Origin of the sequence: Amycolatopsis echigonensis (assembly GCF_002846615.1) — a bacterium.
Lineage (GTDB): Bacteria > Actinomycetota > Actinomycetes > Mycobacteriales > Pseudonocardiaceae > Amycolatopsis > Amycolatopsis echigonensis.
This window is the reverse complement of the sequence record NZ_PJMY01000002.1, coordinates 243,971-258,224: the sequence shown is the minus strand read 5'-3', so window position 1 is coordinate 258,224 and position 14,254 is coordinate 243,971. Positions and strand designations below refer to the sequence as shown.

Below are 14,254 nucleotides of genomic sequence, written 5' to 3'. Positions count from 1 at the left end.
AAGCCAGCTTAGCGTGCCCGCTAGGGTGGGTCGTACACCCCCCGGGTACCCGCGGGTTTCCGAAGGCTCCGGGGGTGCCGGGATGTGGCGCAGCTTGGTAGCGCATCCGCTTTGGGAGCGGAGGGTCGCAGGTTCAAATCCTGTCATCCCGACCCTGATTTACTTGCTTGACCAGCGAAAACGGCGGGCGTGCTTTGATCCAGAGCACACCCGCCGTCTCAGTTTCCGTCTCAGTACAAGCCGTTATACGGGCTCGCTCCAGTCCCTCGTGTCGCTCAGCCAACCGCCCGGAGGCCGGGCGGCTCGTCGCCGTCGTGGCCGTCTGGGTCCTTCGTGGCGTCGAGCAGGCGCTGCAGCTGCGCGAGGATCGCGGCGGCGTCGGGCTGCGCCGTCGGCGGCTCCGGCTGCTTCTCAGAGTCGTCGCTCCAGAGGAACTCCCCCACCTGGCCGGCGACGGACGCCACGATCTCGGACGGAACATGGACGTAGCGTTTCGCGACCGCGGCGTCTCCCCAGCCCATGATCTCCATGATCACCGGCAGCGGCACCTTCAGCACCAGCAGCATGGTCGCGGCCGTGTGCCGGGCATCGTGCAGCCGGGCATCGCGGACCCCGGCCCCGGCGAGCAACTCTTTCCAGTCGTCGTGGTCGGCACGCGGGGCAATGGGATGTCCGGTCGGCTGCGCGAACACCCAGCCGCCCTCGTGCCACAGCGTTCCCGCGAACTCCCGCTCCGCGTCCTGGGCCTCCTTCTGCCGACGCAGCATCTCCAGCAACGGGCCGGGAATGCCGACCGTTCGCCGCCCGGCCTTGGACTTCACGTCGACCTCGCGCAGTCCCCCGTCGCGCCGCTGCGGACACGACGCGGCATGCCGCACACAGTCCGGCGGACAGACCGGCGGACACGATCGCTTGTGGCGCTTGCACCTGGGCGGGCATGGCGTCCGCTTGTGCAACCGGGCTCCGCACGCATGCGGGTCCTCGCACCCGTGTTTCCATGGGTATCGCTGCAGCTGACGCGGCGTGCGCAGCAGACCGGCGTCGAGGTCGAGCCGCGTCCACTTCAGGCCGAGCGCCTCGCCGCGGCGCAGGCCGAGCGCGAGCGCCATGACGAACCGCGCGCCGTTCCGCCGTTTTCCCGCCTCGGCAATGATCCGCTTCGCCTCGGCGGGCGTGAACGGAACGATCTCGTCCTCGTCCACCCGCGGCGGCTTGGCCAGACTCGCTGGGTTCTTGGTCATGTACCCGCGATCGCGTGCGACCTTGAACGCCGTCTTCGCCGTCCGGTGGACCTGATGTGCGGTACCCGGCTTCAGACCTGCGGCGGTCATCTTCGAATACAGTTTCTCCAGATGCTCCGGCTCCAGTCGGCGAAGCCGGTGCGCACCGAGCCCGGGAATGAGATGCCGGTAGACAGCCGTCCGGTAACCGGTGGCCGTGTTCTCGCGCACCGAAGGAGCCGCGATCGTCTCGACCCAATGCGTCAGCCAGGCCTCGACCGTCCATTTCCGCGAACCGGGCTCGGACACCTGACCGCTGTCGCGTTGCCGTTCAAGCTCGCGAACCGCCTCGATGACATCACCCTCGTCCCAACGCTCGACATGCCTGCGATCCGGCTCGCCGTTGTCCTTGACGCCCATCGTGACGCGTCCGTGCCACTTCCCGTCTGCCCCCAGGTAGATGCTGCTGGCCCCATTGGGTGCCCGTGTTCCTTCGGGTCGTTTCTTCGCCGCCACCGTCAGCACTCCTCCGCTCGTGCGATGAGCCCCTCGACGTAAGCCGCCAGCTCGTCGGCCGGCACCCGCCGGTATCGGCCGACCAAGACGCTGGGCACTACTTCGTCCTTGATGAGGGCGAACATCGTGGTGCGGCTGACCGCGAGCCAGTCCGCTGCCTCCTCAACCGTCAACATCTCGCGCGGCCCTGCCGACCGCTCGTCCGGCTGCGTTTCTTGAGCCGCCTGAGCAAAGCGGCGTTCCGTGTTCGACATGAGCAAAATTGTACGTCGAATACCGGAATTAAAGCGGGGCAAATGACAGTTCATTTCTTATTTCTAATTGCAGGTATTGCACATGTCGCACGTTTTGCAAATGAACTTGCAATTAGGTCGGCAGCAAGCCCGCCGCTGCGTCAACAGCAAGAAGAGCCGAACCAATCGAGACGACGTCATGCCGCAACAATCGCGTGCCAGCCTCGGACGCATCGGCCGCCGCGTCCGGCTCCCTCCTGCTTGCCCGAGGGCGAGGGCAGGCACCTGGCGAGAAGCCCAACCGGTCCGCGTCGCCCAACTGCGCGACGCCCGGATGAGCGCTAGCGTCACCACCGCGACAGGCCCACAGCCCAGCCCCACTTCACGGAGAAAGCCGTGCAAGGAGATCAAGACAAGCCGGCGGTCAGCGTCGGGGACCTAGCCATTTCGGACGCTTTCGCCCACCGGTTCGCAACGATAGTCGGCGACGTCGTCGCGCAGAGACTCCGCGAACTCCCCGGTGGCCAACCGCGGGTCTTGCTCACGGTCGAGGAAGCAGCCGATCGGCTGGCGATCGGTCGATCCGTTGTCTATGCGCTGCTGCGATCCAGGCAGCTCGAGTCGGTGACGATCGGCCGCACTCGGCGGGTGCCGGCTGCCGCCGTTGACGAGTTCGTGGCACGCCTTCGCAAGGAGCAGAATGAACCGCCCCAATAGCTTGCTGACAGTCGAGGAGGTGTGCGACGAGCTGCGCGTAGCCCGACGCACCTTTTACGAGTGGCGAGCCAAGCGACGCGGCCCTAAGTGCATCAAGCTCCCGAACGGGGAGCTCCGGGTCCGACGCGCCGACCTCGATCGCTGGATCGACGAGAGGGAGGAAGACCTGTAACCGGCAAGCACCGCTTTGCAAAAGTAGTGGTTCATCCCAACTCAGGTGTCCGCTGCTGATCAGAGCGAAGTAGCCGCCGCCTGGGATGGCTGGAGCGGATGCTTTCGACGACGTTTCGCACCCATCGTGGCCCCCAGTGATCATCTCACTTGACAGTCACGAGCGCGGTGAAGACACCGGTCTCCGACAGTTCGTGATCCAAGATCAGTCGGTTGGTCGAGGCTGGTTGCTGCCCTGGTCGCGGCGGCGCTGACGTCGCTCGGCGATCATCCGTTGCCGATCCGCTTCAAGCTCCGGCAAACGCTCGCGCGCACCCCAGGCCGCCCGAGCGGCCGCGATTTCCAGGACTCCCATCTCGTTGAGGTCGGGCTCGTTGAGGTCCTCGACGAGGTCAGCGAGGGTGGCAGCCTGGACGGCCGGAGCCCACTTCGACACCAAGTCCATCAGTTGGGGCAGGTTGTCGACCTTCAGGAACTCCGAGGCCGCCAGACCGGTGCTCACAGATAGCAAGTATTCCGCCCGGTCCTCAAACGGCCGTCGCCACGCAGTCAAGGTCAGACTGCACCAATCGCCCTGGCCCAACCGGAGAAAGTGCTCCCATCCCTGCGACTGGAGGTGCTCACCCACGTTGAGACCCTCAGAGTCAGGAGCCCCGGAGAAGATGTCGAAGCTTTCCCATCGGCCATCGCTAGTGAGGTGCAAGTCACGGCGTGCGTTCACACGGTCACCGTAGACCCAGTCAGTTTTCACGCACAGACCCGCAACCCTTCGTGGCCCACGGCTAGGCGTATCCGAAGTCGCCAAGGGGGCTCAGGCCGACGCAGTCCCTCCTAGCCGCCGGCCCGCATTGGACTCACGACGTGCCACATTGTGCCACTTCGTGCTACATTGACTTGTGCGGGAGATCCACTGGACCGAGCAGAGCGAAGAGCACATCGCATGGCACCAAGTTCGACCGGAGGAGGTCGAAGAGGTCATCTACACCCACCCCCGGCTGACGCTCTCGGGCCGCGACGACACGACACTGGTCTTCGGCAGCACTGCGAACGGACGACGCTTGCTTGTAGTGCTGGCAGAGGCGGCCGACGGGCGCGAATACGTGGTGACTGCGCGCAATATGACCACAGCGGAGCGTCGCACATTCGACAAGAAAGCGAGGTGAGGATGATGACCAAGATCGACGAGATGGCCGAATACGTAGCGAATCATGACTTTGCAGAGGAGATGAAGCAGGGCACATGGGAGACGGACGTAGTCGATGACCCCATGATCTCAACGTCCATCAGACTGCCAAAGTCCTTGATGGACCGCGTCCGCCAAGCCGCTGACGATGACGGCGTCAAGCCCACTTCGTGGATTCGCCAGCTGGTGGAGAGGAATTTCTCGGGCAGGGAAGCTGCGATGGAAGACCGAGCCGACCTCGAAGCCCGAGTGGCCCGGCTCGAAGCGGCACTGGCAGACATTCGCAACATCCCCGCACAGGAAAGCCCGCGGTCGAATCAGCCGACGACCGTGGTTCGGTCGCTCCGACCGCGCGCCGGAACACAGCGACACGGCGGAACGCGTAGGACCGGGACCGCGACGAGAGCCGCCGCAGCAGCAGCTGCCGCCGCAACGAGACTGCCGACGGCAAAAGGGAAGAAGTCGTTGTCAGTCAAGGGAATCTCGGGTGTGTCATACAAGGTCGAGAAAAAGTAGAACCGGCCCGACCGACCTGGGTTGAGACAGCATCCACGTTCACGGCAGCGAGACGCGGACTGGGACCGCAGCGGCCTCAGTCCGCGTTTCTACGCTCTTGTAGGTCTGGGCGCTCAGGAGCAGACTTGGATGGCCAGTGCCCCGGAGGCGGGGAGCTGGATGCAGGCCGAGGTTCGATTGATTTTTAGTCAGCGAGCGGGTGCTGCGGCACCCCGCGGCACGCGCTGAGCAGTGCAGGTCGGAGGACGACGCGGCACCCCCTGTTGCGAGGTACAAACAGGAGGTAACAATGACGCGACCCGACATGTTCACCGCCCGGCAATGGGACCGGTGGGTCAAACGCGGCCGCACCCTGGTCCGCAGCAAGACCAACATTCAGTTCGAGCTGGGCGAAATCACCCTTGACATGATCCCAAAGCAACGCAATGGCTTTGAGGACCACGGCGTCGAGGCAGTGCTGCGCGCCTACGCTGCAGCGATCGGGCTGTCCACGAACACCCTCAAGAGCTACCGGCACGTAGCGATTGCCTGGCCGGCGGAGAAGCGCAACCCGGATGTGAGCTTCACAATTCACGACATTCTGTCGGCTCATCCCAGCAGGTTCCGCAAGATCGGTAAACCGCCCCTGGACCCGGTGAGCGGAGAGCGTCGCTGGACTGTCAATGAGGCGTTGCGCGCCGCCGGGCGCACTCCTCAGCATCCGGTGACTCCGCAGGAACGCGTGGATCGCGTCCGCGATCTGGTGCGGGATGACGAAGACGCTGCTCTCGCGGTCAAGGACATCTTGAAGAGGCCAACGGTCGTCCGGCACGTGCTCAATGACCCGTCCGCACGGCACATCCTGCGCCAGGCGGACAGGCCCCGGTACTACGTCGCAGACGAGGACGACGAGGACAACGAGCCGGACGTCGGATACGACGAGCCGGAGTCCGCACCTCCGCCGCCGCGGCGAACGTCGCAAGTGCACTACTCCGAGGCACCGCGGGAGGTGCTCGAGCTGCTGGGGGCATGCACCACGTTCTACACACAGATGCAGCGCATGATCCCCACGCTGCATGTCGCCGAATATGACAAGAACACCAAGCACACTCTGCTGGAGAGCATCGAGCGAGTACGTGCAGCTGCAGGCTGGGCCGAGACTGTGATCAACACCGGCGACACGTCGATGGACGAAGCGCTGGCGAAGATGCTCGGAGGTGAGTCATGACAAACCAGCCTGATCCATTGCCTGCAGCCGACGCAGGTGACCGCGTCTGGCGAGCGGTCGAGGCTACTGGCGAGACCGGCCTGCGAGGCCCCGACATCTGCGAGACGCAGAATCTGACGCACAGCCAGTTCGAGAACGGCAAGGCGCACGTGCGCGACTACCGCTGCGCCGACGAGCAGAAGTGCTTCCTCTACGACGGAGACGTGTACGTAGTGACGCGCGATCCAGGACGTGCCGCCACCGCAATGGCGGCGAAGATGCGGTCCATCGACAAGCAGCTCATACGCCTGCACAAGTCCGCGTGCGACCCGATCGCGAAGGACGGCGTCCACGACGAAGCGTTCCGGTATCTCAAAAAACAGCTTGAGGCGATGATCGACAACTTGAACATCATGCGGCAGTCCGGGTACTCGGTCCATTCCAAGCAGATCCGAGAGGCAGCACAGGCCCGCTGAACCGGGAAGGCGCGAAGCGGCCGGGCTGCGGACCTGTGTGGTCCGAGGCCCGGCCGAATCGCTCTCGCGGTCAGTGAGGAGCTGAGGCGTCTTCGCCGCTGATGGTTTCGACGAGTGCGGAGACGAGGATTTCGGCGGCGGGTGGGGTGACGGCGTTGCCGTAGCCGCGGACTTGGTCGCGGTTGGAGCCTTTGACCTGGTAGTCCTTGGCGAAGCCCATTCCGGCGGCGATTTCGTGCGGGGCGAGCATCCGGAAGGTGCACTGCTCGACCGCGCCTCGGGTGTCGCTGACGAGGGCGTAGCGGTCTTTGGTGGTGAGCGTGCCGACCGGTTCGCTGACCGGACGCGCGGGCCCATTGGCGTAGTACGCCAACAGCATGCTCGTCGCCTTGCCGTTCGGCCGGACGAGCCCGTGGTGGTTGCCTTGGGCGGACACGGTGGGCAGGGGCCCGTGGACGGGGTAGGCGGTGGTTTTGGAGCCGCCGCCGCGCAGCAGGGACACGAACGGCGGGATCACCATCGCGGTTTCGCGGCGGCAGGTCTGGGTCCGCAACGGCTGCTGCACGCTGGTCGCGGTGTCGACGCCTGCGCGTTTCGCGACCGGCACCACCAGTGGCGGCACCACCAGGGCATCCGTGTCGCGGGTGGTGCGGGTCGGCATCGGCATGTCGATGCTGGTGGCGTCCTGCCGCCAGGTCCCGCCTGCGGGGGTGAGCAGGGGCCGCGCGTGCCGGCGCAGCCCGGCTTCGATCCGGGCGAGGGTTGCTTCGGCCAGCGGGTCCGGTCGGCCTTTGCCGTCGACGCGTTCCCCGATTTTCTGCCCGGGGTGAAGCGACCAGTCGATGACCGTGCTGGCAGGCAGCACGTCGGGTTCGACGACCCGGTGCCGGCAGGAGCTGCGCGGGCACCGGTACACGTACTGGCCGGTTTTGATTCCGTAGCGGCCCATGTCCACGCCGGTCTTCTTGAACACCTGCACCGCGTCCACCACCTCGTCGCAGCCGAGGCAGTAGGCGCGCGGGCGGAGCCACTTGTCCCAGTCCGGGTTCCGGCCGAGGTCGGCGAGCCAGAACGGCATGTAGAACCGGTCCCGGGACTGCGCGACCCGCCCGGTTCCCGCGGCGGTGACGTGCATGGAGTTGAGCGCGACCAGGCGGGTGCGGTAGCCCTCGGCCTCGATTTCGCGCCGCCACCGCGCGAACTGGTCCCACTTGCGGACCTGCACGACGTTCTCCACTACCCCGGCCAGTACCGGCTTGCCCTTGCGGCGCATGGCCTGCAGGTACCGCGGGACCTCCTCCATCAGGGCTCGGGCGCGGGCGACGTTCGGGTCGGTGGCGACCGGGCCGCGGGCGAGGTCGAACAGCACTCCCTGGGTCGAGCGGTCGAAATCCCGTTTCACCCCGCGAGCGTCGGTCCACGGCGGACATGAGGGCGAGGACCAGAACAGGTCTGCGCGTGGGAACCCGGCGATGTCGGCTTTCGCGATGTCCCCGCAGTAGTGGTCGGCTTTCGGGAAGTTCAGTGCGTGCACGTCGACGGCGAGCGGGTTGTGGTTCGCCGCCAGCGTCAGCTCGACTCCCGGCACCGCGGCCGCGCCCTGGGAACTGCCGCCGAATCCGGCGAACTCGTCGTAGAGGGTGAAGGTCATCGGACGGCCTCGTCGTGCGCCAGATTGTCGAGCAGTTCCTCGATACGCTCCACCGCGTGGAGCAGGCCCGCGCCTTGCTCGTCGCCGACGCGGTCGACGGAGCCGCGTAGTTCGCGCACCAGCGTGAGCAGTTGCTCGCCGGTGACGGTGTGCCGGCGGGCGACGGTGTTGACCAGCGGGATGAGGTGGTCGCGGCCCCATGTCTCCACGGCCAGGTTCTCGCCCTCGTCGGTGGCCGGGTACGCGGCGCTGCCGCGCCACCCGCAGGCGCAGTGGGCGCGGTAGCCGGTGAACTCGCGGGTGGCGTGCGTCCAGGTGCCCGTCTCGGTGCCGTCGGGCAGGATCCGGGCGGCGTAGCCCTCGTGGTCGTCGGCGAGCGCGTCGGCGTACGGCCCGCAGTAGGTGATCCCCATCGGAAAACTCCTTGTGCTGCAGCGGAAGTGTCGGGTGTGCGGTGCGGACGCCAGCGGGGTCCGGGCGGTTGTGCTTCTCAGACGTGCCACTGGTGGCCGCAGTCGAGGCAGGTCGCGAGTCCGGCGAGGACGTAGAAGTGCCAGTGCGTGCAGCTCATGACGCGGCCTGGTCCGTGTCGCAGGCGAACAGTTCTTCCTGTCCCTCGACCGGGCCCCAGGCGGCGAGTTTCGTCTCGGCTCCGGCGGTTCCGGCCGGGCGCTTCCCGCGGCTCTTCGCGGCCCTGGTCTGTGCCTTGAGCTCACGGAGTTTTTCGACCGGAATGCCGAGTTTTTCGGCGGCGAGTTCTTCTTTGGTCTTCTTTCCCTGTGCTGCCATGGCGATCTCCCGGTGCGAGTAGTGCCGGCTGCCCTGGGCGGGTGGTTTTCTTCGCTGCCCGGAGGGCGGGCGACGGCTGTGCCCGTCGCCCTTATCGGCGCCTCGCGCGGCCCCGGAGGCTCGCGGTCAAGGGATCAGGCAGAAAAGTTTCGGGTCCACGCGCTTTTTGTGGACCCGAAAGTTTTCTGACCCCTTGATCGTGAGGTGGGGCCGTGCTAAGCCGGGCTGCGGAGCGAGAAAGCACTGTCCGCGCTTGCGCGGACCTTGTTCCGCCCGCGGAGGGCGGTGTCGGTGAACCGCCGCTGCGGCAGGCGAACTGCCCCGTTCGGGCCGCTGTTTTTGTCAGTGCCTGGTGTCACCATCGGGGTCATGGCGGATACGTGGGGCGAGATCACCGGGGAATTGCCGCAGTGGGTCGCGCCGGAATTCGACGCGGTTCAGGAGTGCTACCGGGTCGGTTGCCGGCTGACGGACTCCGGGTTCGCGGACGAGATGGAGAAGGGCGCGGTGGACGCGCTGCACTGGCTCGTGATCGGCGAGGTCTCGCCGATGACCGAGCGGTCCGGGGCGGCGGTGAGCCGGGAGGCCGCGCGGGCGGAAAGCTGGGTGGCGTTGTGCGCCGCGGCGGGGATGCCGGGACCGACGGACCGCGACTGGCAGCGGTTGCAGGTCGAGCCTCGGGCGGCACTGCCGGTCGACGCACAGTACGCCTACGGCGTGTGGCGGGCGTTGGCGTGGCTGCTGGGGGTGCGGGAGGAGTGGCCGGTCCGCACCGGGTGGCATCGTGCGGCGGGGATTCCGCGCGAGCGCGCGCACATCGCGGTGCCGCCGTCGCAGCGCGGCACGCCGGCGTGGCGGGAGGCGGACCGGGCCTACCGGGAGCAGGCCCTGGCCGATGCGTGCCGGCACTGGCGGCACGTGCGCCGCCTGGCCGACGCCACCGCGGACCCCGCCCCGGGTCGGGGCTGACCCGGGGCGGGGCGGCATCACAGGACCGCCGCGTCGTCGCTGACCGCGGCGTCCTCGGCGTCGGCCGTGTGCCGGCGGTGCAGTTCGTCCGCGTGCGCTTCTTCGGCCTCGCGGGCCGCGTCGGCGGCCTCGCGGGCCTGGATTTCCCGCAGGGTCCGCTGCGCGCGGTCGATCGTGGCGGCGGTCTCGGCGGCCGAGGGCACGCGTGTTTCTTCCGAGTCCGCGACCGCCGGTTCCTCGGCGGCGACGTCGCGCAGGTCCGCCACGGCGGTCTCCGGGACCGGCTGCTCGTCGACGGGCTCGCCGTCCGCGTCTGCGGTGGCGCGGGCGTCGGCGACGTCGCGGTCTCGTTGCGCGACGACGTCGGCGAGGTCGTAGTCGTCGGCGACGACGCGGTGCGCGTCCTCGGCGATCGTGTGCTCGCGGTGCGCGTCGACCCATTCGTCGGCGGTGACGGTCGGCTCCGGGTCGCTGTCGGCGGCCCGGGCGGCGAGCTGGGTCCGGGCCCGGTCGGCCGCGGCGCGGGTCTCGGCGGTGTGCGCGAGCCACCGCGCCCGCGCCTCGTCCGCGGTTTCCAGTTCGGCGGCGCGGGCGGCGAGCGTGTCGGCGAGCGCGTCGGCGTCGGCGGCTTCGGCCAGCAGCCGCTCCCGCTCGGTGGCGTCGGCCGCGGCGTGGGCTTCGGCGCGGCGCACGGCCGCGTCGCGGCGGCGGGCGTCGCGGGCCTGGCGGGTGCCGGCGAGTTCGTTGGCGACGAATTCCGGGCCCCAGGCTTTTTCCCGGTCCCAGGCGCGGACGCGGATCAGCAGCTGTCCGTCGGACATCTCCCATTCGTCGCGGCCGGCGTCCGGCCGTCCCAGCGCGCGCCAGGCCGCGCGCCACGAGGCGTAGGCCTCGGCCTGGCCCGATTTGGGAGCCGCGCCCAGGGCTGTCGCGGCGTCGTCGAATCCGGTCAGTTCCCGGTGCGCGGCCACGACCGCGGCGCGCTCGGCCCAGGCACCGCGGGCGTCGGGGTCCTCGGGCACCGGGCCGAAGGCCTCGATCGCCCATTGCTGCGGGTTCTCGGCGAGCTGCTCCCCCAGTTCCCGGCGGCGCCGGTCGGCGGTGTCGGCCAGCGACCGCAGGTAGGCCGACCACTGCGGGTCGTCCACGCGCGGCAGCCAGTCGGCGTAGGAGTCGCCGGAGGGTTCGAGGTCGACGCGTGTGGCGATGCGGCCGTGGATGACGTTCGACAGCTGGCGTGCGCCGTCGAAGTCGCGGACCGCGACCGCGTCGCGCAGGACCTGCCGGGGGTCGTGCCCGGCCAGCTCGGCCCGGCGCAGCAGGCGCGCCAGGGTCGCGGCTCCGTCCTCGGCGGCGATCCGGGTCCGCTGGTCTTCGGTCAGCGCGCCCTCCTCGGCCAGTTCGTCCAGCCACCGGGTGGTCCGGCCTGCGGTCGCGATCTCGGTGGCGTCGGCCAGCAGCTCGGCCGGGGTGCGGATCGCGTCGGTCTCGGCCGCCGCGTCGGCGGCCTCGTCCAGCGCCGACCGCTGCGGCCCGGTGCCCTCGAACGCGCCCGCGAGGACCGCGGCCGGGGTGCGCTTGACCGCGTCCAGCGCGGCGGCGTCCGGCGCGGCGGCGGGCACGGCGAGGGTGGTGACGTGCGCGGTGTTGCCGAACCGGCCGCGGGTCATGCCGACGTAGAGGGCTTCCAGCCGGGTCGACTCGGTCACGACCGCGTGGCTGGTGTCGACGGTCAGCCCTTGTGCACTGTGGACGGTGGAGGCGTAGCCGAGCGCGAGGTGTTCGCCGACGTAGTCGGCGGGCAGCGTCACCCGCGGCCCGAGCCGCTCGCCGCCCTCGCCGCGGCCGAGCACGCGGGCCGCGACCAGGCCGCCGTCCTCGCGGGTCTCCAGCACCCGGTACTGCTTGCGGTTGACCGGGACTTCCCGGTTGCCCTCGACCCCGGCGAGGTCCCAGCCGTTGAATCGGGCCTGCACCAGGTCGCCGACCCCGGCCCAGGTGCCCTGCTGGCCCAGCGGCACCCCGGATTCCTCGACTTGGCCGAGGCGGACGAGTTCGCGGCGCAGTTCCGCGCACAGGTGGGCGGCCTGCTCGTTGGTGTCCACGATCAGGATCGAGTGCTTCCCGGCCAGGGTGTCGGCCAGCCAGGCTTTCCCGGCCGCCTGCTCGGCTTGTTCGCGGGTGCCGGAATCCAGGATCCGGCCCTGCTTGTGGTAGTCGCCCAGCACCGACTCGTCGCCCTCGCGCAGCCGCAGCGACGCGGCGCGTTCCCATTCGGCGTCGAACCGGCGGACCTCGGTCAGCTCGTAGGCCGCTCCGGCGTCGGCCACCATCGCCATGCCGCCGCCAGCGCCGACCGCGGCCAGCTGCCGGTGGTCCCCGGTCAGCAGGAGTTTCGCGCCCGCCTCCCGGACGTGGTGGTGGATCTTCGCCAGGTCGGCGGTGTTCGCCATCGCCGACTCGTCGACCACCACCAGGTCCCCCGGCGCGAGTTTCCACTCGAGGTGCTCGGGGTGGGTCGAGCCGGCGGCGAGCTTGTCCTGCGCGGTGAGCCAGCGGGCGATGTTGCGCGCGGTCAGGCCCTCGCCGGCCAGCACGTCGGTGGCGACCTGGCTGGACGCCAGTCCGACGACCTTCCGGCTGTGCCCGTCCCACATGTCGTTGTCCTGCCACGCTTTCGCCAGCGCGCCGACCACAAAGGACTTCCCGGTCCCGGCCGGGCCGACCAGCGACTCCAGCGCCGCACCGGACGTGAGGACCCCGCGCACCGCCGCCGCCTGGTCCGCGCCCAGCACCACGCCCTGCTCGGCGAGCGCGGCCACGAACGCGTCGGCGGTCGCGGCGTCCAGCGCCGGGGCGTCGCGGCGGGCGGTCGCGGCGGCGAGGGCGCGTTCGGTGTGCACGTGCTCGGGCGTGGCGTAGAGGCGACCGGCGGGCGCGTCGTACGCGGAGCGGCCGTCGGCGAGCCGCAGTTGCGGCGGCAGCACCGCGGTTCCCGGCCGCTCCGCGTGCAACGGGGTCGCCAGTTTCAGGCCTTCTTCGGTGAGGGTGTCCAGCAGCCGGGCCAGCCGCGGCCCGTCGAGGTCGCCGAGCTGGTCGGGCAGCGCGTCGCTGATCGAGCGGGTCAGGTCCGGCGCGGTCCACCCGGATTTGCCGGACTGGACGTCGGCGAGCGCGGTCTTGAGCACCTCGGCCGGCGACCACTCGACGGCCTCCCGCGGCCCGTGCGCGAGCGCGAGCACGTCGCGCGCGACCCCGGCGAGCCCGTCGGCGACCTCGGCGCGTGTTTCCCGGTCCCACCGCTGCAGCCGTTCCTCGACGGTTTCCCCGTCGTGGGACTTGGCTTTGCGGGTGGCGAACGTGGCCTGTCGCTGCAGCCGGTCCAGCTCCAGGCTGTTCGGCGCGCGCCCGAACTTCGTCTCGAACGCCTCCACCAGGCTCGCGGTCTTCGCGGTCACCGCGCGCCGCCGCGAGGAGAACAGATCCATGACCTGCGGGTCGATCCCGACGACCTCGCGGGATTTTCCGTCCGGGCGGGCGGCGAACCGCACGCCGAGCGCGCGGGACAGGTGCTCCTCCATCGTGCGCTCCCCCACCGCCGCGGCCGCGCCGCGGAACTTGTGGATCGCGCGCGAGTCCAGCGTCCGCCACTGCCCGTCGCTGCCCTGGACGCGGTTGAGGATCGCGTTGTGGATGTGCAGCTGCGGGTCGTGGTTGCGCGAGTCGTGCTGGAAGAACGACGCCACCACGAAGTCGTGCGCGTCGACGAACCGTCCCGCGGCTCCGCCGTGGTGCCCGACCCGGCTGTAGCCGGCGTGCTCGGACAGGTAGTCCAGCGCCGCGCGGTTGCCCGCCCAGATCGCGTCCTCGACCGCGTCCCGGTGCGCCCTCCACGACTCCGCCGCCGCCGCGGCGCCGTCGCGCTGGCGCGCCAGCTCCGCCAGCTCCCCCGCGTCCGCGCCGGATCCGGCGGCCGCGGCGAGCGCGTCCGACAGCCGCCGCGCCCTCCGTTCGGCCTTCACCTGTTGCGCCTCGAACGCCGTATGCAACACCGTCACGGACTTCTGGACGCTGAACGTCGCGTCCAGAAACGCCAGGTTCTGCCGCGCGGACTTGTTCGCGTCCAACCGCAACTGCTCGCGGCGTTCAGCCGTCGCGTCCGGCTCCGCGTCCAACGCGGCGAGGTACAACTCGTCCGGCGTCGGATAATTCCGGCCGGTGTGCCCGAGAGTGGACGCCTCGCCCCACCGCGCCGGATCCCTGAACGCCGCGTCGCGCGGGTCCACGAACCGCTCGTAGACCGCGCGCATGTCCTGCTCGTCGACGAGCCCGACAAGCCCGAGTTTCGCCGCGCCCGACCCGTACCAGCGGCCCGGCGGCTCGCCCGCCGCGACCGCGTCGGTGTAGTAGTTCTCCCGCCCCTTCGCCACTTCCTCGGTCAGGTACTTCACCGAATATCCCCGCGCGATCGACAGCATCAGAACGCCCTCACAAGATCAACTAGCGCGCTTTCAAGATCGACAACGGCGGTCGCGGTTCCGCGCGCCCGCCAGGGCGCGGCGGCCCGTCGGATCGTGATGCCTAGGTGTGCACTGTCTTGGTTCTGTGGCTTGGAGCTGTGAGGTGA

At 69.3% G+C, this 14,254-nt stretch carries 14 protein-coding genes and 1 tRNA gene; 8 read left to right on the top strand and 7 right to left on the bottom strand.

Annotation, left to right across the window (positions count from 1 at the left end; genetic code table 11):
- Positions 1-78: 78 nt before the first annotated feature.
- A tRNA-Pro gene (locus ATK30_RS02840) sits at positions 79-152 on the top strand.
- Positions 153-275: 123 nt separating this feature from the next.
- Here the strand turns inward: ATK30_RS02840 and ATK30_RS02835 are convergent.
- Together ATK30_RS02835 and ATK30_RS02830 are read right to left on the bottom strand one after the other, a co-directional pair.
- Positions 276-1,736 carry a tyrosine-type recombinase/integrase gene (locus tag ATK30_RS02835; RefSeq protein WP_101434169.1) on the bottom strand — a complete coding sequence of 487 codons (1,461 nt, stop codon included), beginning with the start codon at positions 1,734-1,736 and terminating at the stop codon, positions 276-278.
- Positions 1,737-1,738: 2 nt separating this feature from the next.
- Positions 1,739-1,990, bottom strand: coding sequence for an excisionase family DNA-binding protein (locus ATK30_RS02830; RefSeq protein ID WP_244194487.1), 252 nt, complete (start codon positions 1,988-1,990; stop codon positions 1,739-1,741).
- Positions 1,991-2,365: 375 nt separating this feature from the next.
- Between ATK30_RS02830 and ATK30_RS45945 the strand changes: the two genes are divergently transcribed.
- Together ATK30_RS45945 and ATK30_RS02820 are read left to right on the top strand one after the other, a co-directional pair.
- Complete coding sequence (locus tag ATK30_RS45945) at positions 2,366-2,686, top strand: excisionase family DNA-binding protein (protein ID WP_244194486.1); 321 nt, start codon at positions 2,366-2,368, stop codon at positions 2,684-2,686.
- Positions 2,670-2,858 carry a helix-turn-helix transcriptional regulator gene (locus ATK30_RS02820; RefSeq protein ID WP_101434168.1) on the top strand — a complete coding sequence of 63 codons (189 nt, stop codon included), beginning with the start codon at positions 2,670-2,672 and terminating at the stop codon, positions 2,856-2,858. The genes ATK30_RS45945 and ATK30_RS02820 overlap by 17 nt, the downstream gene beginning before the upstream one ends.
- 204 nt (positions 2,859-3,062) lie before the next feature.
- Here the strand turns inward: ATK30_RS02820 and ATK30_RS44615 are convergent, their stop codons facing one another.
- Positions 3,063-3,359 carry a hypothetical protein gene (locus ATK30_RS44615; protein ID WP_143271346.1) on the bottom strand — a complete coding sequence of 99 codons (297 nt, stop codon included), beginning with the start codon at positions 3,357-3,359 and terminating at the stop codon, positions 3,063-3,065.
- Positions 3,360-3,753: 394 nt separating this feature from the next.
- Here ATK30_RS44615 and ATK30_RS02810 point away from each other — a divergent pair, with 394 nt between their 5' ends.
- The 4 genes from ATK30_RS02810 (at position 3,754) to ATK30_RS02800 (ending at position 6,218) form a co-directional block, all read left to right on the top strand.
- Positions 3,754-4,020, top strand: a complete 267-nt coding sequence (locus ATK30_RS02810) for a BrnT family toxin (RefSeq protein ID WP_101434166.1) — start codon at positions 3,754-3,756, stop codon at positions 4,018-4,020.
- 5 nt (positions 4,021-4,025) lie between these two features.
- Positions 4,026-4,556, top strand: a complete 531-nt coding sequence (locus ATK30_RS44610; protein ID WP_143271345.1) for a hypothetical protein — start codon at positions 4,026-4,028, stop codon at positions 4,554-4,556.
- 289 nt (positions 4,557-4,845) lie between these two features.
- A complete protein-coding gene (locus tag ATK30_RS02805) occupies positions 4,846-5,763 on the top strand; it encodes a DUF6192 family protein (RefSeq protein WP_101434165.1) in 918 nt (305 codons plus the stop codon).
- Entirely contained in the window at positions 5,760-6,218 is a 459-nt protein-coding gene (locus ATK30_RS02800) for a hypothetical protein (protein WP_143271344.1), read from the top strand. The genes ATK30_RS02805 and ATK30_RS02800 overlap by 4 nt, the downstream gene beginning before the upstream one ends.
- A 70-nt stretch (positions 6,219-6,288) precedes the next feature.
- Here the strand turns inward: ATK30_RS02800 and ATK30_RS02795 are convergent, their stop codons facing one another.
- The 3 genes from ATK30_RS02795 to ATK30_RS02785 form a co-directional block, all read right to left on the bottom strand.
- Entirely contained in the window at positions 6,289-7,869 is a 1,581-nt protein-coding gene (locus ATK30_RS02795) for a DNA cytosine methyltransferase (RefSeq protein WP_101434163.1), read from the bottom strand.
- A complete protein-coding gene (locus ATK30_RS02790; RefSeq protein WP_101434162.1) occupies positions 7,866-8,282 on the bottom strand; it encodes a hypothetical protein in 417 nt (138 codons plus the stop codon). Before ATK30_RS02790 ends, ATK30_RS02795 begins: the two co-directional genes overlap by 4 nt.
- Positions 8,283-8,436: 154 nt before the next feature.
- Positions 8,437-8,658, bottom strand: a complete 222-nt coding sequence (locus tag ATK30_RS02785; RefSeq protein ID WP_101434161.1) for a hypothetical protein — start codon at positions 8,656-8,658, stop codon at positions 8,437-8,439.
- 369 nt (positions 8,659-9,027) lie between these two features.
- On the opposite strand from ATK30_RS02785, the gene ATK30_RS02780 reads away from it, so the two are divergent.
- Positions 9,028-9,627, top strand: coding sequence for a hypothetical protein (locus ATK30_RS02780; protein ID WP_101434160.1), 600 nt, complete (start codon positions 9,028-9,030; stop codon positions 9,625-9,627).
- A 17-nt stretch (positions 9,628-9,644) separates the two neighbouring features.
- Here the strand turns inward: ATK30_RS02780 and mobF are convergent, their stop codons facing one another.
- On the bottom strand, positions 9,645-14,105 hold the full coding sequence (mobF, locus tag ATK30_RS02775) for a MobF family relaxase (protein ID WP_101434159.1): 4,461 nt from the start codon (positions 14,103-14,105) through the stop codon (positions 9,645-9,647).
- Positions 14,106-14,254 lie beyond the last annotated feature (149 nt).